Below are 16913 nucleotides of genomic sequence, written 5' to 3'. Positions count from 1 at the left end.
GCGGTGGCGTCACCCGGCAATCTTCCCAGGCCGGTCCCGCGCCTCCCGGGCCGGGCGGTCCAGCGCGGCCGGGTCGGCGAACAACCCGGCGGCGGGACCGGTGCCGGCGATCGCGTCGGCGGCCAGGACCACCGCGGCCGCCGTCCAGGTGGTGCGCTCGACCGGCCAGCGGACGCCGTCGGTGAGCACCAGGCCGGTCCAGTACGACCCGTCCTCGGCCCGCAGGTGCTGCATGGCGGCCAACTGTGCGGCCGCGTCGTCCCGGCGGTCGGCGGCGGTCAGCGCCAGGGCGAGCTCGCAGGTCTCCGCGCCCGTCACCCAGGGGCGGTCGGCGACGCAGCGCACGCCCCTCCCCGGGACGACGAAGGTGTCCCAGCCGGCGGCGAGCCGGGCGTCGGCCGCGGTGCCGGTCAGGGCGCCGGCCAGCACCGGGTAGTACCAGTCCATCGACCACCGCGACCGGTCGGCGAAGGCCGCGGGTCGCTCGCGCAGCGCGGTGCCGAGTGAGGTGGCGGCGAGGTCCCAGTCCGGCTGCGGCTCACCGACCAGGCCGGCCAGCGCGATGCCGCAGCGCAGCGCCTGGAGGAGGCTGGCGTTGCCGGTCAGCAGCGCGAGGTCGTCGGGGGTGCCGTCGGGGCGCAGCGCCCAGCTGATCGCGCCGCTGGCCAGCTGCATCGCCGTGACCAGGTCGAGTGCGCGGCGCACGGCGGGCCACAGCCGGTCGACCGCGCCGTCGTCCCCGGTGCACAGCCAGGAGTGCCAGACGCCGACGGCGAGGTAGCCGGCGTGGTTGCTCTCCGCGGCCGGGGCGGTGACGGCGCCGTCCCGGTACTCCGCGGCCCACGAGCCGTCGGGGCGCTGGGAGCGGGCCAGCCAGCCGTAGGCGGCCAGGGCGCGGTCGTGCTCGCCGCCGACGTCCAGGGCCATCGCCGCCTCGACGGAGTCCCAGGCGTCCAGCTGCCCGCCGCGGTGCCAGGGGAGCGCGCCGTCGGCGGCCTGCTCGGCGGCGATCGCGGCCACCGTCGTCCGCAGCTGGTCGGCGCTCAGCACGCCGGGCACCTCGGGGAGGTCGGTCACGCGGGCTTGTCGGCGTAGACGACGAACGACTTGCCCAGCACCGGGTCCAGCAGCCGCTCGGCGGTGCGGGTCGGCCACGGGCGCTTGACCAGGTCCCAGACCAGCACCCGGTGGTAGGCCCGGGTCAGCACGTTCTCCCGGTCGACGCCGACCGCGCACTTGAGCCACCAGTAGGGGGCGTGCAGGGCGTGCGCGTGGTGGGTGTCGGTCGGCCGCAGCCCCGCGGCGGACAGCTTCTCCGACAGCTGGTCGCCGCGGTAGATGCGGATGTGGCCGCCCTCGTTGGCGTGGTAGCCGTCCGACAGCGCCCAGCAGACCGCCTCCGGCCCGTAGCGGGGGACGGTGACCGCGACCCGGCCGCCGGGCCGCAGCACCCGGGCGATCTCGGCGATCGCCGCCGCGTCGTCGACGATGTGCTCGAGCACCTCCGAGGCGATCACCCGGTCGACGCTGGCGTCGGGCACCGGCAGCGCGCGCAGGTCACCACGGGCCACCGCGGCCCGGGCACCCTCGGGTGCCTCGCCGGCGGCGGCGATCGCGCCCAGCCACTGCGCGGTGGTGGCGACCTCGTGCTGCCCCCAGTCGACGGCGAGCACGTCGGCGCCGCGGCGGTAGGCCTCGAAGGCGTGCCGGCCCTCACCGCAGCCCAGGTCCAGCACCCGCATCCCGGGCCGGACGCCGAGCAGGTCGTAGTCGACGGTGAGCATCAGCGGCGCCGGTCCAGCACGTCGGCGTACCACTCGGCGGTGCGCTCGGCGGTGCGCCGCCAGGTGAACTGCGACAGCACCCGCGCGCGCCCGGCGCGGCCCAGCTGCTCGCCGAACGTCGGGTGGTCCAGCACCAGTTGCAGTCCCTCGGCCAGCCGGTCGACGTCCCCGGCCGGCACCGTCACGCCGGCGTGCGTGCCGACCACCTCCGGCAGCGCGCCGCCGTCGGTGGCCACCAGCGGGGTGCCGCAGGCCATCGCCTCGATCGCCGGCAGCGAGAAGCCCTCGTACAGCGACGGGACGGCGGCGACGGTGGCCGTCTGCAGCAGCGACACCAGCTCCTCGGTGGGGATCGGGCCGGTGAACCGCACCGCGTCGGCGATCCCCAGCCGGTCCAGCGCCGTCGCGGCCGGCCCGCCCGGGCGGGCGGTGCCGACGACGGTCAGCCGGACGTCGCGCTCGGTGCGCAGCTTGGCGACGGCCTCCAGCAGGTGCACCAGCCCCTTGAGCGGGACGTCGGCGCTGGTGGTCACCACGACGTGGTCGGCGTCCCGGCGGGCGGTGCCGGGCGGGGGCGTGAAGACCGTCGGGTCGATGCCCACCGGGACCACCCGGACGCCTGCGGCGGGCACGCCCAGGTGGGTCTCGACGTCCCGCCGGGAGCTCTCGGAGACGGTGGTGATGCCGTCCAGCCGCGGGGCGACCCGGGCCTGCATCGTGGTGAAGCCGTACCAGCGGCGCAGCTGCAGCCTCCGGCGGCGGGTGGTCGCGGCGGCCAGCTCGAGGTCGCGGTCGATCTGCACCGGGTGGTGCACGGTGGCGACCGTGGGCAGCCCGCGCCGCTGCAGCTGCAGCAGGCCGTAGCCGAGGGACTGGTTGTCGTGCACCAGGTCGAAGTCGCCCGCGCGGGAGCCCAGCAGCCGGGCCGCGCGGAGGCTGAACGTCAGCGGCTCGGGGAAGCCGGCCGTGCACATCGCGGCCCACTCGGCCACGTCCAGGACGCCGGAGAACTCGCCGGGCCGCGGCGTGCGGAAGGGGTCGGGCTCCCGGTAGAGGTCCAGGCTCTGCACCCGGGTCAGCGGCACCCCGTCGACCAGCTCGGGGTAGGGCTGGCCGCTGAACACCTCGACCCGGTGACCGAGCTCGCGCAGCTCGTGCGACAGCGCCCGGACGTAGACGCCCTGCCCGCCGCCGTGCGGCTTGGAGCGGTAGGACAGCAGCGCGACCCGGAGCGACCGTCCCATGCCGGGGACTCTAACCAGACCGTCCCGCGGCGCCGGAGCGGTCGCCGCGGAGGGACACCTGTCCGGCCACCCGGTGCGCGGCCGGGACGGCACACGGGGCCGGGGTGCGCTGCGACCGGTGCCGGCGCGAGCGCATGGCCCGGAGCGGCGCCGGGCAGGACCAAGGGACCAGGGCCGGCACCCGGTGTCTGGGCCCCTCGACCCCCTGGAGTCCCGATGACCCGCACGGTCAGCCGCACCCGGCTGCGGTCGGTGGCCCGCGTCGTCCTCGGCGGCGTGCTCGTGCTCGCCGGCGCCGGCCACCTGACCTTCGCTCGCGAGGACTTCCGCGCGCAGGTCCCGCCCTGGGTGCCCCTGGACGTCGACGAGGTGGTGCTCATGTCCGGGGTGGTGGAGATCGGGCTGGGGCTGATGCTCGTCCTCCTGCCGCGGGAGCAGCGCCGGATCGGGTTGCTGGCGGCGCTGTTCTTCGTCGCGGTCCTCCCGGGCAACATCGCCCAGCTCACCGAGCACCGGGACGCCTTCGGGCTGGACACCGACGCGAAGCGCGCCCTGCGCCTGCTCGGTCAGCCGGTCCTGGTGGCCTGGGCGTGGTGGTCGACGCGGACGGTCACCCCGTGACCGGGTGGGAGAGCTCGCCCCCGCCCGGGCCGGTGGTCCGGCCGTGGGGTCCGGGCGTGGCCACCGCGCCCCGACACCGCCGGCGCCCCGCCGGGATCCTGGCCGCCGGCCTGCTCGGTGTCGCCGCGCTGGCCGGGTGCAGCTCGGAGGTGGCGGGCACCGCCTCGCCGGTCGCGAGCGTCTCCAGCCCGGTGCCGGCGCCGACCACCGCGAACCCGGGGGCACCCGAGGACCTCTCGGCCGGTCTGCTCCCCGCCGAGGCGTTCGGCCCGGGCACCGAGGTCACGCCGGTCACGGGTGAGCAGCTGCTCGCCCAGCAGGGGCAGCTCGGCGGTGGTCTCGGCGAGCTGGCGGACCTGACCGTCACCCCGCCGGAGTGCGCGCCGGCGGTCGAGGGGGTCCAGCCCCGGCTCGACGACGTCACCGGGCTGGCCGCCCAGACCGCGCAGACCGGCAGCACCGCCGTCGCCGAGGTGCTCGTGGCGGGTCCGTCGGTGGCCGGCTCCCTCGACGACCTCGACCGGAGCCTGGCGGACTGCCCGAGGGCAACGATCACGGCACCGCAGATCGGCACCGCCACGGTCACCTTCACCCCGCTGGAGGTGCCCGACCTCGGGGACGGCTCGGCCGCGCGGACCATGACGCTCTCGCTCACCGCACCGGACGGTTCCCCGCTGACGGTGCCGGTGCAGCTGGGCATGGCGCTGGACGGCGACCGGCTGGTCAGCCTCACCGTCACCGACCCGGCGGGCGGGGGCAGCGAGGACCCGGCGGCCCTGGGCCGGCTGCTGCAGCAGGCACACGACCACCAGCACACCGCGCTGGACTGACGCCCGCCGTCGTCCACATCCGGGGGTCGCTTCCTCGACCACCCCGGTGCCGTTCCCTCCCGGCCGGGCCCGGCCCAGGGTCGGGACATGACCGACCTGGACCCCCGGCCCACCGTCCGCCTCGCCGACCCCGGGGCGCTGGCCGCCGGGCTGCCCCACCTGCTCGGCTTCCGGCCCGAGGAGTCGCTGGTGGTGGTCAGCCTCCGCGGGCCGGAGCCGCTGACCGTCGGGCTCACCGCCCGGGTGGACCTGCCGCCGCCCGGGCACCGGGCGGCGCTGGCGCGGGACCTGGCCCGGTCGGTGGGCACCGACGACCCCACCGCCGTCGCGCTGGTGGTGGTCTCCGAGGACGACGACGGCGCCGAGCTCCCGCACCGCGGGCTGCTGCGCGAGGCCGTGCTCGCCTTCCACGACCACCGGGTGCCGGTGCGCGACGCGCTGCTGGTCCGCCGGGGCCGCTGGTGGTCCTACGACTGCCCCCGCTCCTGCTGCGCACCCGGCGCGGGCACCCCGCTGCCGGGTGGCACCAGCGACCTGGCCGTCGCCGCGGTGGTGCACGGCACGGTCGTCGAGGCCGGCCGGGCGGCCCTGCCCGCTCGCATCGCCCCGGTCGGTTCGGCGGGCATGGACCGGGCCTGTGCCGAGGTGGGTGACGAGCTGGCCGCCGCGACTGCGGAGCGGGGCTGGGACGCCGTGGCCGAGCAGGGCTGGGACGCCGTCCTCGCCGCGGTGCACGAGGCCGGGACGGCGCGGGCGGCGCGCCTGTCGGACCGGCAGGTGGCCCGGCTGGCGTGGGGGCTGCGCGACGCCGACCTGCGGGACCGGGCGCTGACCCTGGCGCTCGGGGAGTCCGCGCCGGGCGCCGAGGTGGTCTGGACCGAGCTCACCCGCCGGGCGCCGGCCCCGCTCGACGCGGCACCGGCGACCCTGCTGGCGGTCAGCGCCTGGCTCCGCGGGGACGGCGCGCTGGCCAACGTCGCCCTGGACCGGGCACTGGGCAGCGAGCCCGGGTACACCCTCGCCGGGCTGCTGCGCACCGCGCTGGACGCCTGCCTGCCCCCGGCGGTGGTGCGGCAGGTCATCCGCGAGGCCGCCGGCCCCTCCGGTGCGGGCCGCTGACGCACCGACCGGCCGGGGCGCGGCCGGTGCGTCGGGTGGGTCAGAGCAGCTCGGGGCGCTGCCAGTCCTCCCCGAGCACGTGCTCACCCAGGAAGGCCAGCACGATCTCGTACCAGACCGCGGCGTTGCCCGGGGTGAGCACCCAGTGGTTCTCGTCGGGGAAGTAGAGGAACTTCGAGGGCACCCCGCGCTTCTGCAGGTCGTACCAGAGCCGCAGGCCCTCGCCGATCGGCACGCGGTAGTCCTTGTCGCCGTGGATCACCAGCATCGGCGTCCGGATGGCGTCGGCGTAGCGGTGCGGAGAGTTCTGGTCGTAGCGGCGCGGCTCGGTCAGCGGGTCACCGAACTCCCGCTCCCAGTAGTACGCGGAGTCGGTGGTGCCGCCGAAGCTGTCCAGGTGCCACAGGCTGGCGTGGGTGACGATCGCGGCGAACCGGTCGGTCTGGGTGGCGATCCAGTTGGCCATGTAGCCACCGAAGGAGCCACCCATCGCCGCCGTCCGGGTCTGGTCGATCTCCGGCAGCGCCTCGGCGGCGTCGACCGCGGCCATCAGGTCGGTGTAGGGGTGCTCGCCCCACTCGCCCCAGCCGCGCCGCACGAAGTCCTGCCCGAAGCCCTGCGACAGCGCCGGGTTGGGCAGCAGCACCGCGTAGCCCCGGGCGGCCAGCACCCACGGCGTCCAGCGCCACGACCAGGAGTTCCAGCTCATCAGCGGGCCGCCGTGCACCCACAGCACCAGCGGCGCCGGGCTCGCCTCACTCGCGCCCTCGGGGAGCACCAGCCAGGACTGCACGCGGGTGCCGTCGGGAGCGGTGGCGTCCAGCTCGCGCAGGGTGCCGGGGAAGGCGGTGATCGTGCCCGGGTTGGGCAGCGCGACGGGGTCCTGGCCGGTGGCCGTCGGGTCCAGCCGCACCGGTGCCGCCGGGAGGTCGTATCCCGAGCGCAGCGCGTACAGCGCGCTGCCGTCCCGGGCCACCTGCAGGTCGCTGTAGGCGCCGGCGTCGGTCAGCCGCACCGGTGCCCCGCCGGCGAGCTCGACCCGGTACAGGGCGTGCCGGCCGTCGTCGTCGGCCAGGAAGAACACCGCGGTGCCCTCGGCGGAGAACTGCGGCGAGCCCGGCCAGCGGTCGAAGCCGGCCGTGAGGTCGCGGGTCCCGGCCGACTCGACGTCGACCAGCAGCAGCGTGTAGTCCGGCGGCTCGGCGTAGGTCGAGGCCGACTCGCGGACGCACACCACCTGGGTCGAGTCCGGGGAGAAGGCCGGGGCGAAGACGTCGGCCTGCGGGTCGTCGACCAGCACCCGGGTCGTGCCCGTCGCCACCTGGGTCAGCACCAGCCGGGAGCGCCGCCCGGCGGGGCCGTCGGGGACGTCCTCGCTGCGCACCACGAAGCGGCCGTCGGGGGAGATCGCCAGGTCGTCCCCGGCCCCGGTGGGCGGGCCCGCGTCGGGGGTCAGGTCACGCCACTCCGGTGCCGGGTCGGACTCGCCGGGGACGTGCCCGACCCAGAACACGTGCGGGAAGGCCGGGCCCAGGTCGTGGTCCCAGAAGCGCACCGGGTAGCTCTCGTGCAGCAGCGCGGTGACCCCGGCGTCGGTGCGCGCCTTGCGGCGCTGCTCGTCGGCCTCCGCGTCGGCCGCGCCGGGCACCACGGAGGCCACGGCCACGACGTCGCCGCTGTCGGCGGCCACCGCCACGCCGGAGACGCCGCTGGACCGGCTGAGCACCAGCCGCGCCTCACCGCCCTCGGGCGACAGCGCCCACAGCGCCGGCTTCGGCTCCCCGGCGTCCTTGCCCGCCGCCGGGTCGGGGCGGGCGGAGGTGAAGAGCAGCTCGCCGCTGGGGGCGAAGACCGGGCTGGACTCCCCGGCCGCACCGCGGGTCAGCCGGCGGGCGGGCCGCTGACCGGCGGGGTCGACCTCCCAGAGCGCGGACTGCCACTTCGTGCCCTCGGGGTCCAGGGTGGCCACCGAGGTGACCAGCCGGCTGCCGTCGGGGGAGAGGGCGAGGCCACCCAGCCGGGGGAGGGCGACGAAGTCGGCCAGCCGGTGGAACGGACTGGGCGGGGTGGTGTCCTGTTCGGTCGGAGCGGGGGAGTCGCTCACCGGGGCCTTCTCTCTCGCGTCGCTGGTCAGGAGGACGGCCCCGAGCCTAGTGACCGGTCGTGAGCCCGGCTCAGCATCTCGCCCCGCAGACGACGAGAGCCGCGGCCCCAGGCGGGGTCGCGGCTCTCGGTCCGCTCCGGCTGCAGGAACGGGGCTGCCGGGTCCTCCCTCAGGAGACGGCGGCGACCGCCTCGGCGGCCTCGGCCGGGCTGAGCTCCTCGTCGACCGCGCTGACGAACACGTGCTGGGCGACCCCGGGCTGCAGGGCGACCCCGTCGACCAGCACGCTGCCGTTGGCCAGCGAGGCGGTCACGGTCGAGCCGGGGCGCACGCCCTGGTCGGCCATGGAGCGCAGCAGGGAGGCGTCCTCCTGCAGCTGCTCGCTGATCCGGCGCACGACGACCCGCGTGCCCTCGGGCGTCGCGCTGGTCGACAGCAGCGTGAGCGCGTCGAGCACGGCTGAGGTGTCACCGCCCAGGGCGTCGAGGCCGGGGATCGGGTTGCCGAAGGGCGACACGGTCGGGTTCTTGAGCAGGCTCAGCAGCTTGCGCTCCACCGCCTCGCTCATCACGTGCTCCCAGCGGCAGGCCTCCTCGTGGACGTCGGCGTAGTCCAGGCCGATCACGTCGACGAGCAGGCACTCGGCCAGCCGGTGCTTGCGCATGACCGCGGTGGCCAGCGCGCGGCCCTCGTCGGACAGCTGCAGGTGCCGGTCGCCCTGCACGGTGAGCAGGCCGTCGCGCTCCATCCGGGCCACCGTCTGGCTCACGGTCGGGCCGCTCTGGTGCAGGCGCTCGGCGATCCGCGCCCGCAGCGGGACGATGCCCTCTTCCTCGAGCTCGAAGATGGTCCGGAGGTACATCTCCGTGGTGTCGATGAGGTCGTTCACACTCACTCCTCCGTCAGGTCCCCCGAGTCTACGAGGCGAGGACCACCGAGCGGGGCCCTCGCCACGACCGAGCACCCCGCGGGGTGGTGCGGCCACCGGTAGCGTCGGTGCGGTGACGCAGCCCGCCTGCTCGACGAGGAGCACCGCGCCGGTCCCGCCCGGCGCCGCGACGGGACCGGGGGAGCGATGAGCGACTCGGTCACCGTCGTCTGGGACGACGCCCTGCTGGCCTACACCTGGGGCGGCGAGCACCCCATGCACCCGGTGCGGCTGGACCTCACCATGCGGCTGGCCGACACCCTCGGGGTGCTGGCGGGGCCGCGCCTGTCGGTCGTCGCCCCGACCGCGGCCGACACCGACCTGCTCACCCTGGTCCACGACCCGGCCTACCTGGAGGCCGTGCGGCGGGCGCCCGAGCACCCCTACGACGCCGGCCACGGTCTCGGCCCGCCGGACAACCCGGTCTTCCCCGGCATGTACGACGCCGCCGCGCTGATCACCGGCGGCAGCGTGCTGGCCGCCGAGCAGGTCTCCTCCGGCCGGGCCCAGCACGCGGTCAACATCGCCGGCGGCATGCACCACGCCATGCGCGGGGCCGCCTCGGGCTTCTGCGTCTTCAACGACGCCGCGGTCGCGATCGCCTGGCTGCTCGGTCAGGGGTGGGAGCGCATCGCCTACGTCGACCTGGACGTGCACCACGGCGACGGCGTCCAGACCGCGTTCTACGACGACCCGCGGGTGCTCACCGTCAGCGTCCACCAGACCCCGCTCACGCTCTTCCCGGGCACCGGCTTCCCCGAGGAGACCGGTGACCCGGAGAAGGCGCTGGGCAGCGCGGTCAACCTGGCGCTGCCCAACGGCACCGACGACTCCGGCTGGCTGCGGGCCTTCCACGCCGTGGTGCCCAGCGTGCTCCGGGCCTTCCGGCCGCAGATCCTGGTCACCCAGTGCGGCTGCGACGCCCACCACGAGGACCCGCTCGCCGACCTCGGGCTCACCGTCGACGGGCAGCGCGCCTCCTACCGGGCGGTGCACGACCTGGCCCACGAGCTGTGCGACGGCCGGTGGGTCGCCCTGGGCGGTGGCGGCTACGGCCTGGTCCGCTGCGTGCCCCGGGCCTGGACCCACCTGATCGCCGAGGCCGGCGGCGACCGGCTGGACCCGCGCACGGAGATCCCGCAGAGCTGGCAGGACGACGTCCGCGGCCGGGGCCTGCGCATCGACCCGCCGGACACCATGACCGAGGGCGGCTACGTGGGCTACTCCCGCTGGGACCCCTTCACCGAGAACCGCGTCGACCAGGCGGTCATGCGCACCCGCAAGGCCTCCTTCCCGTACTTCGGACTCGACCCGGACGACCCCCGTGACTGACAGAAGGACCATCTCGCCCCCCACCACTCGCAGGCTCGTGGCGGGTCCCTACGAGATGGCCGGAGGAAGCCATGACCGCAGCTGAGGAAGCGACCGTGACCCCCGTGGCGCCGCCGCGGTGGGAGGCGGACGTGGTGGCGGCTGACGGCGGGACGGTGCACCTGCGGCCGATCACGCCCGAGGACGCCGACGGCATCGTGGGGCTGATGGAGCGCAGCTCCGACCAGACCCGGTACTACCGGTTCTTCGGGCCGGTCCGGCAGCTGTCGGCCAAGGACCTGTACCGGTTCACCCACGTCGACCACGACGACCGGGTGGCCTTCGTCGTGCTGCTGGGCGACCACCTGATCGGCGTGGGCCGCTACGACCGACTCCCGGGCACCGACGAGGCCGAGGTCGCCTTCCTCATCGAGGACGCCCACCAGCGGCGCGGCCTGGGCTCGGTGCTGCTCGAGCACCTGGCCGCCGCGGCCCGCGAGCGCGGCATCACCCGGTTCGTCGCCGAGGTGCTCAGCCAGAACACCGGGATGGTCCGGGTGTTCCGGGACGCGGGGTACGCGGCGGCCCGGTCCTACGAGGACGGGATCGTGCACCTGACGTTCCCCATCGCCCCGACCGAGCAGTCGCTGGCGGTGGTGCACGAACGGGAGCAGCGCAGCGAGTCCCGCTCCATCGGCCGGCTGCTCAACCCCGGCTCGGTGGCCGTCATCGGGGCCAGCAACGACCCGGCCAAGGTCGGCTACGCCGTGCTGCACAACCTGCTCGGCTACGGGTTCGCCGGCCCGATCTACCCGGTCAACCCGGCGGTGCGGCACGTCCGCGGCGTCCCGGCGTACGCCGACGTCGAGTCGATCCCCGACGACGTCGACCTCGCCGTCCTCGCCGTGCCGGCCGACGAGGTCGCGGCGGTGGTCGAGGCCTGCCGGCGCAAGAACGTGCACGGGCTGGTGGTCATCTCCGGCGGCTTCGGCGAGACCGGCCCCGAGGGGCTGGCCGCCGAGCGGGCGCTGGTCGCCTCCGCCCGGGCCTCGGGCATGCGCGTCGTCGGGCCCAACTGCCTGGGCGTGGTCAACACCGACCCGGGCGTGCACCTCAACGCCAGCCTCGCCCCCGACGTCCCCGGTCGTGGCCGGGTGGGCTTCTTCGCCCAGTCCGGCGCGCTGGGCGTGGCGCTGCTGGAGCGGGCCCGCGGCCGGGGCATCGGGCTGTCCAGCTTCGTCTCCGCCGGCAACCGCGCCGACGTCAGCGGCAACGACCTGCTGCAGTACTGGGCCACCGACCCGGGCACCGAGGTGGTGCTGCTGCACCTGGAGAGCTTCGGCAACCCGCGCAAGTTCGCCCGGCTGGCCCGCGCGGTCGGCCGCACCAAGCCGGTGGTCGCGGTCAAGAGCGGCCGGCACGTCGGGATGACCGCCGGGCTGGCCGGCACCAGCGTCGCGGTCCCCGAGCAGTCGGTGGCCGCGCTGTTCGCCTCGGCCGGGGTGATCCGGGTGGAGACCCTGGCCCAGCTCTTCGACGTCGGCACGCTGCTGGCCCACCAGCCGCTGCCGGCCGGTGACCGGGTCGCCGTCGTCGGCAACTCGACCGCGATGGGGGTGCTGGTCGCCGACTCCGTGCTGGAGCAGGGGCTGGAGCTGGCGCACGAGCGCCCGGTCGACATCGGCACCCAGGCGAGCCCGGAGGACTTCCGCGCCGCGCTGCAGGCCGCGCTGGACGACGACGGCGTCGACGCGGTGGTCGCGGTGTTCCTGCCCCCGCTGCTGCGCGGCGAGCAGCCCTTCGGCCGGGTGCTGCGCGAGGTGTCGGCGGGGTCGGCCAAGCCACTGGTGGCCAACTTCCTGTCCACCGAGGGCATCCCCGACGAGCTGGCCATCCGCGGCGAGGACGGCATGCCCGCGCGCGGGTCGGTGCCCTCGTTCTCCACCCCCGAGCGGGCGGTGATCGCGCTGGCCAAGGTGGCCGAGTACGCCCGCTGGCGGCGCCGTCCGGTCGGGGTGGTGCCAGAGCTGGACGACGTGCAGGAGGCGGCCGGGCGCGCGGTGGTGGAGGCCGCGCTGGCCGGGACGCCGGCGGGCCGGGAGCTCACCGACACCGAGACGATGGAGCTGCTGGGCGCCTACGGCGTGCCGATGCTGGGCACCCGGCGGGTGACCGACGTCGAGGCGGCGGTGACCGCGGCCGAGGAGATCGGCCACCCGGTGGTGCTGAAGTCGACCGCACCCTGGCTGCGTGACCGCCGCGACCTGGGCGGCATGCGCTTCGACCTGACCGACGCCGACGACGTGCGGGCCGCCTACGCCGCGATCCCGTCCGGGGACCCGGTGATCGTGCAGGAGCAGGCCGCGCCGGGGGTGGGCACCGTGGTGCAGGTCGTCGACGACCCGTCCTTCGGCGCGCTGGTGAGCTTCGGGGTCGGCGGGGTGGCCACCGACCTGCTCGGTGACCGCGCGTTCCGCACCCTGCCGTTGACCGACCTGGACGCCGCCGAGCTGGTGCGCAGCCCGCGCGCGTTCCCGCTGCTGGACGGCTACCGGGGCAGCGCGCCGGTGGACACCGCCGCGCTGGAGGACCTGCTGCTGCGAGTGGCCCGGCTGGCCGACGACCTGCCCGAGGTGCTGGCGCTGAACCTCGAGCCGGTCATCGTCGGCCCGGCCGACGCCTGGCACGGCGGCCGCTCCCTGGTCGTCGCCGGTGCCCAGGTCCGCGTCGGTCCGCCCACCGCCCGCGTCGAGCAGGGCCCCCGCCGCATGTTCCGCCCCGGCACATGACGAGGGCCCGCTGACCGGAACGGTCAGCGGGCCCTCGTCATCTCTGCTCGGCCGGGGACGGGTACGGATCCCCGGCCGGGCAGGCCGGTCCGGGATCGCGTCGCGGGGCCGGAGGCTCCCGACGCGATCCCGGGAAACGGCTCAGCGCCGCCCGGGCACGGCACCTGGCCGCGGTGACGTCCGGAGGACGTCAGCCGAGATAGTCCCGGAGGGCGTCGGCGCGCTGCGGGTCGCGCAGCTTGTTCATCGTCTCGCGCTCGATCTGCCGCACGCGCTCGCGGGACAGGCCGAACTGCTTGCCGATCTGCTCCAGCGTGCGCGGCTGGTTGCCGTCCAGGCCGAAGCGCATGATCACGACGTCGCGCTCGCGCTCCTCCAGCGTCTGCAGGACGTTGCGCACGTCGCCCTTCATCATCTGGAAGGCGACCGCGTCCTCGGCGACCGCGGCGTCGGCGTCCTCGATGAAGTCACCGAGCCGGGACTCCTCGTCGGCGCCCACGGTCTGGTCGAGGGACACCAGGTCGCGGGAGTACTCGAGCAGCTCGGTGATCCGCTCCGGGGTCATGTCCAGCTCGAGGCCGAGCTCCTCGGCGGTGGGCTCGCGCTCCAGCTCCTGGTGGATCCGGCGGCGGGTCCGCACGACCTTGTTGACCTGCTCGGCCAGGTGGACGGGCAGCCGGATCGTGCGGCCGGAGTCGGCCATGGCGCGGGTGATGGCCTGGCGGATCCACCACGTCGCGTAGGTCGAGAACTTGAAGCCCTTGGTGTAGTCGAACTTCTCGACCGCGCGGATCAGGCCGACGTTGCCCTCCTGGATCAGGTCCAGGAACGTCATGCCGTGGCCGGTGTAGCGCTTGGCGACCGAGACGACCAGCCGGAGGTTGGCCTCCAGCAGGTGGGCCTTGGCCGCCTTGCCGTCGGCGGCCAGCAGCCCGTAGTCGCGCTTGACCGCCGGGGTCAGCTGCTTCTCGCCCAGCAGCCGTTCGGCGTACAGCCCGGCCTCGATGCGCTTGGCCAGCTCGACCTCCTGCTCGGCGGTCAGCAGCGCGGTCTTGCCGATGGTGTTGAGGTACACGCGCACCAGGTCCGTGGACACCAGGCCACTGGTGTCCGGCGCCCGGCGCGGCGAGCGCACCTCGAGGGTGTCGGTGGGGGAGGACTGCAGCACGGTCACGATGAGTCTTCGTCCTTGCTTCGGGGTCCGGATGCACCGCGTCGTCGATGTGCGGTGCACCCCGGTGGAGGTCGGAGGCTCGACCCGGGATCGCCGGGTGGCTCTCCAGCCGTCTGTCCGGTGTGGTACGTCGTGTACAACGGACCTCGGTGGGCCGGTGTTCCGGTGGTGCACAACTCACAGGCAACGAGCAGGTGTGTCGCTCAGCACCCACCTGACCACTGCTGGTGGTCGAACGACAACGCTGTGATACCCGGACGACGCGGCCGGCGAACATCCCGTCCCGGACGGGCAGCGGCGCTCAGACCTCCAGCTGCAGGGTCATCGGCCCCTCGTTGACCGACGCGACCGACATCCGGGCCCCGAACCGGCCGGTCCGCACCACGGTCCCGCGGCGGACCAGCTCACCGACCACCTCGGCCACCAGCGGCTCGGCCACCCCGCCGGGTGCGGCGTCGGCCCAGGAGGGACGGCGGCCCTTGCGGGTGTCGGCGTAGAGGGTGAACTGGCTGACCACCAGCACCGGCAGGCCCAGGTCACCGACCGAGCGGGCGCCGTCGTCGGTGGGGAAGACCCGCAGCTCGTGCAGCTTGCGGCCCAGCACCCGGGCGCGGTCGGCGTCGTCCTCGCGACCCACCCCGACCAGGGCGAGCAGCCCGGCGCCGATCGCCCCGACCACCTCGCCGTCCACCGTGACCGACGCCTCGCTGACCCGGGTCACCACCGCACGCACCCGCCCATCCTGCCCCGGACCCCGGGCGGGCGATGAGTTCCGGGGCGCTCGGGGGTCCCAGTCGGCGGAGACCGGACGGCACCGGAGGAGACGACATGGCCAAGCTCATCTACTCGATGATCACCTCGCTGGACGGCTGCACCGAGGCGGCCGAGGGCGACCTGGGCTGGGGTGCGGCCGACGACGAGGAGGTGCACACCTACATCGGCGACCTGTTCCGTGACGTCGGCACCTACCTCTACGGCCGGCGGATGTACGACACGATGGTCTTCTGGGAGACCGCGGACGCGCTGCCCGACGCACCGCCGTTCGTCGTCCGGTACGCGCGGGAGTGGCAGGCCGCGGAGAAGGTCGTCTGGTCGACGACGCTGGAGCAGGTGTCGAGCGCGCGGACCCGGATCGAGCGGAGCTTCGACCCCGAGGCGGTCCGCCGGCTCAAGGAGTCCGCCGAGCACGACCTGACCGTCGACGGACCCACCCTCGCCGCCCAGGCGATCGCCGCCGGCCTGGTGGACGAGTACCACCTGTTCCTCACCCCGACCGCGGTCGGCGGCGGCCGGCGGTTCTTCCCCGACGGCGTCCGCGTGGAGCTCGAGCTGATCGGGCAGCGGGCCCTCTCCGGCGGGCTGCTGCACGCCCACTACCGCACCCGCTGAGTCAGTCCCCGGCGGGGGAGAACCGCACGCTGCGGGTGGCCGGGTCGGCTGCGGTCAGCCGCACCCGCACGCGCTCGCCCGGGGTCAGCCGGCCGTCGCAGCGGGCCTGCACGGCCAGCTCGGCGAGCACCACGGTCGACCGCTTCTCGTCCGCGTCCAGTACGACTGCGTCGAAGACGTCGCCGACCCGGCCGGCCAGCACGGTGGCCTCGACCAGGTCGACGACCGCGCGCTCGACCGCGTGCGTGCGCCGGTCGGACGCGGCCATCAGCGCCGGCAGCTCCGGCAGGGCGGCCCGCAGCCCCGCGGCGGGCTGCTCCCCGGCGGCCAGCGCGAGGCACACCTCGGTGCCGAACCGGTCGACCAGCCGGCGCAGCGGTGCTGTCACGTGCGCGTACGGGGAGCCGACGCCGCCGTGCCCCGGCTGGGCCGGGGGCGGGCCGTCGAAGGCGGTGTAGGCAGCACCGCGCAGCAGGGAGGCCGCGGCGTCGAGGAAGGCGGCGTCGCGGGGGCGGGCGGGGTCCAGCGAGGCGACGACCTCACCGGGTCCGGCGCCGGCCGGCCACGCCACGCCCAGGCCCGGGGCCAGCCGGCGCAGCGCCTCGACCGCACCCGGGTCCGCCGGCGGCAGGGTGCGCAGCACGCCGACCCCGCCGTCGAGCATCAGCCGGGCTGCGCAGCGCCCGGTGAGCAGCGAGATCTGGGCGTTCCAGCCCTCGACGTCGGACTGGCCGCGGAAGGCGATCGCCCAGCTGCCGTCCGGCGCGGGCTCCACCTCCTGGGAGGGCATGCCCAGCTCGATGGCGCCGCGGTCGCGGGCCCGGGCCTGCAGCAGTCGGCCGATCTCGGGCAGCAGCTCCAGCTCCGGGGGCACCTGCCCGCCCACGGACTCGTAGTCCAGCTGGGCGCGGCTGCGCACCCGGGCGCGGCGCAGGTCCACCGTGGTGACCTCGCCGTCGGCGTCGAGGTCGATGGTCCACAGCGCGGCCGGCCGCAGCTGCCCGGGCAGCAGGCTGGCCGCCCCCTCCGACAGCTGCGGCGGGTGCAGCGGCGTCCGCCCGTCGGGGCAGTAGACGGTCTGACCGCGGCGGCGCGCCTCGGCGTCGATCGCGCTGCCCAGCGGCACGAAGGCGCCGACGTCGGCGATCGCGTAGGACACCCGGTACCCGGTCGCGGTGCGGGTCAGGTGCACCGCCTGGTCCAGGTCGCGGGCGCCGGGCGGGTCGATGGTGACCAGCGGCAGGTCGGTCTCGTCGTGGTCGGGCAGCGGCGAGGTGGTGGCCACCCGGTCGGCCTCGGCCAGCACGTCGGCCGGGAACTCGGTCGGGACCCCCGCCTCCGCCCTGATCGCGGCGAGGTCGAGCGGTCCGGACACCTTCAGCACGCGAGCCACGGCGTCACCCTGGCACAGCGCGCAGCCCCGGACCGTCCGGTTGCGGGGTGCTCGAGGACCGGCGCCGTGCCGCCCCCTCGGCACCGCCCAGGACGACGCCGCCGACGAGCTGGCCTCCCGTGACCCGCCGGCCTCGCCGACGGGGGTCCGGGCGAGCGAGCAGGCGGCGGCCAGGGCCTCCCGGACGGCGGCGCAGACGGCCGCGGCGGGGTCGGTGGCCGTGGGGG

At 75.6% G+C, this 16913-nt stretch carries 14 protein-coding genes; 6 read left to right on the top strand and 8 right to left on the bottom strand.

From position 1 onward, the window contains the following. Positions 1–9: 9 nt before the first annotated feature. Genes O2W14_RS17565 through O2W14_RS17555 form a run of 3 tightly spaced genes read right to left on the bottom strand, consistent with a single transcriptional unit; the run spans position 10 to position 3028 of the window. Positions 10–1077: a prenyltransferase gene (locus tag O2W14_RS17565; RefSeq protein WP_269177411.1), complete on the bottom strand. Its 1068-nt coding sequence runs from the start codon at positions 1075–1077 to the stop codon at positions 10–12. Continuing rightward, the gene (locus O2W14_RS17560; RefSeq protein WP_269177410.1) at positions 1074–1784 is read right to left on the bottom strand and encodes a class I SAM-dependent methyltransferase; all 711 of its coding nucleotides are present in this window, start codon (positions 1782–1784) and stop codon (positions 1074–1076) included. The genes O2W14_RS17565 and O2W14_RS17560 overlap by 4 nt, the downstream gene beginning before the upstream one ends. Further along, positions 1784–3028, bottom strand: coding sequence for a glycosyltransferase family 4 protein (locus O2W14_RS17555; RefSeq protein WP_269177409.1), 1245 nt, complete (start codon positions 3026–3028; stop codon positions 1784–1786). The genes O2W14_RS17560 and O2W14_RS17555 overlap by 1 nt, the downstream gene beginning before the upstream one ends. A 216-nt stretch (positions 3029–3244) precedes the next feature. On the opposite strand from O2W14_RS17555, the gene O2W14_RS17550 reads away from it, so the two are divergent. The 3 genes from O2W14_RS17550 to O2W14_RS17540 all read left to right on the top strand — a co-directional run bounded on the left by O2W14_RS17550 (position 3245) and on the right by O2W14_RS17540 (position 5598). Beyond that, the gene (locus O2W14_RS17550) at positions 3245–3649 is read left to right on the top strand and encodes a DoxX family protein (RefSeq protein WP_269177408.1); all 405 of its coding nucleotides are present in this window, start codon (positions 3245–3247) and stop codon (positions 3647–3649) included. A 56-nt stretch (positions 3650–3705) separates the two neighbouring features. Further along, positions 3706–4479 carry a hypothetical protein gene (locus tag O2W14_RS17545; protein ID WP_269177407.1) on the top strand — a complete coding sequence of 258 codons (774 nt, stop codon included), beginning with the start codon at positions 3706–3708 and terminating at the stop codon, positions 4477–4479. Between the two features lie 87 nt (positions 4480–4566). Then, positions 4567–5598, top strand: coding sequence for a DUF4192 domain-containing protein (locus tag O2W14_RS17540; protein WP_269177406.1), 1032 nt, complete (start codon positions 4567–4569; stop codon positions 5596–5598). 40 nt (positions 5599–5638) lie between these two features. Here O2W14_RS17540 and O2W14_RS17535 read toward each other — a convergent pair whose 3' ends face one another. Continuing rightward, positions 5639–7702 (bottom strand): S9 family peptidase, encoded by a 2064-nt coding sequence (locus O2W14_RS17535; RefSeq protein ID WP_269177405.1) that lies wholly within the window; start codon positions 7700–7702, stop codon positions 5639–5641. Between the two features lie 169 nt (positions 7703–7871). Beyond that, entirely contained in the window at positions 7872–8591 is a 720-nt protein-coding gene (locus O2W14_RS17530) for a metal-dependent transcriptional regulator (RefSeq protein WP_269177404.1), read from the bottom strand. 186 nt (positions 8592–8777) lie between these two features. Between O2W14_RS17530 and O2W14_RS17525 the strand changes: the two genes are divergently transcribed. Together O2W14_RS17525 and O2W14_RS17520 are read left to right on the top strand one after the other, a co-directional pair. After that, the gene (locus O2W14_RS17525; protein WP_269177403.1) at positions 8778–9962 is read left to right on the top strand and encodes an acetoin utilization protein AcuC; all 1185 of its coding nucleotides are present in this window, start codon (positions 8778–8780) and stop codon (positions 9960–9962) included. Positions 9963–10033: 71 nt separating this feature from the next. Continuing rightward, positions 10034–12730: a bifunctional acetate--CoA ligase family protein/GNAT family N-acetyltransferase gene (locus tag O2W14_RS17520; protein ID WP_269177402.1), complete on the top strand. Its 2697-nt coding sequence runs from the start codon at positions 10034–10036 to the stop codon at positions 12728–12730. 190 nt (positions 12731–12920) lie between these two features. On the opposite strand, the gene sigB is transcribed toward O2W14_RS17520, so the two are convergent. Together sigB and dtd are read right to left on the bottom strand one after the other, a co-directional pair. Further along, positions 12921–13904 (bottom strand): RNA polymerase sigma factor SigB, encoded by a 984-nt coding sequence (gene sigB / locus O2W14_RS17515; protein WP_269177401.1) that lies wholly within the window; start codon positions 13902–13904, stop codon positions 12921–12923. Positions 13905–14205: 301 nt separating this feature from the next. After that, positions 14206–14637: a D-aminoacyl-tRNA deacylase gene (dtd, locus tag O2W14_RS17510; RefSeq protein WP_269177400.1), complete on the bottom strand. Its 432-nt coding sequence runs from the start codon at positions 14635–14637 to the stop codon at positions 14206–14208. A 95-nt stretch (positions 14638–14732) separates the two neighbouring features. Between dtd and O2W14_RS17505 the strand changes: the two genes are divergently transcribed. Continuing rightward, entirely contained in the window at positions 14733–15293 is a 561-nt protein-coding gene (locus O2W14_RS17505) for a dihydrofolate reductase family protein (protein ID WP_269177399.1), read from the top strand. A gap of 1 nt (position 15294) precedes the next feature. On the opposite strand, the gene O2W14_RS17500 is transcribed toward O2W14_RS17505, so the two are convergent. Then, on the bottom strand, positions 15295–16686 hold the full coding sequence (locus O2W14_RS17500; protein ID WP_269177398.1) for an RNB domain-containing ribonuclease: 1392 nt from the start codon (positions 16684–16686) through the stop codon (positions 15295–15297). Positions 16687–16913 lie beyond the last annotated feature (227 nt).

The organism is Modestobacter sp. VKM Ac-2986 (assembly GCF_026967795.1).
Taxonomy (GTDB): Bacteria; Actinomycetota; Actinomycetes; order Mycobacteriales; family Geodermatophilaceae; genus Modestobacter.
Note: the sequence above shows the minus strand (reverse complement) of the source record. Positions and strands in the feature narration are given on the sequence as shown.

Excerpts from the sequence above, each read along its gene's own strand:
- O2W14_RS17560 (WP_269177410.1), bottom strand. The coding sequence starts at position 1,784 with ATGCTCACCGTCGACTACGACCTGCTCGGCGTCCGGCCCGGGATGCGG.
- O2W14_RS17555 (WP_269177409.1), bottom strand. The coding sequence starts at position 3,028 with ATGGGACGGTCGCTCCGGGTCGCGCTGCTGTCCTACCGCTCCAAGCCG.
- O2W14_RS17550 (WP_269177408.1), top strand. The coding sequence starts at position 3,245 with ATGACCCGCACGGTCAGCCGCACCCGGCTGCGGTCGGTGGCCCGCGTC.
- O2W14_RS17540 (WP_269177406.1), top strand. The coding sequence starts at position 4,567 with ATGACCGACCTGGACCCCCGGCCCACCGTCCGCCTCGCCGACCCCGGG.
- O2W14_RS17525 (WP_269177403.1), top strand. The coding sequence starts at position 8,778 with ATGAGCGACTCGGTCACCGTCGTCTGGGACGACGCCCTGCTGGCCTAC.
- O2W14_RS17520 (WP_269177402.1), top strand. The coding sequence starts at position 10,034 with ATGACCGCAGCTGAGGAAGCGACCGTGACCCCCGTGGCGCCGCCGCGG.
- O2W14_RS17505 (WP_269177399.1), top strand. The coding sequence starts at position 14,733 with ATGGCCAAGCTCATCTACTCGATGATCACCTCGCTGGACGGCTGCACC.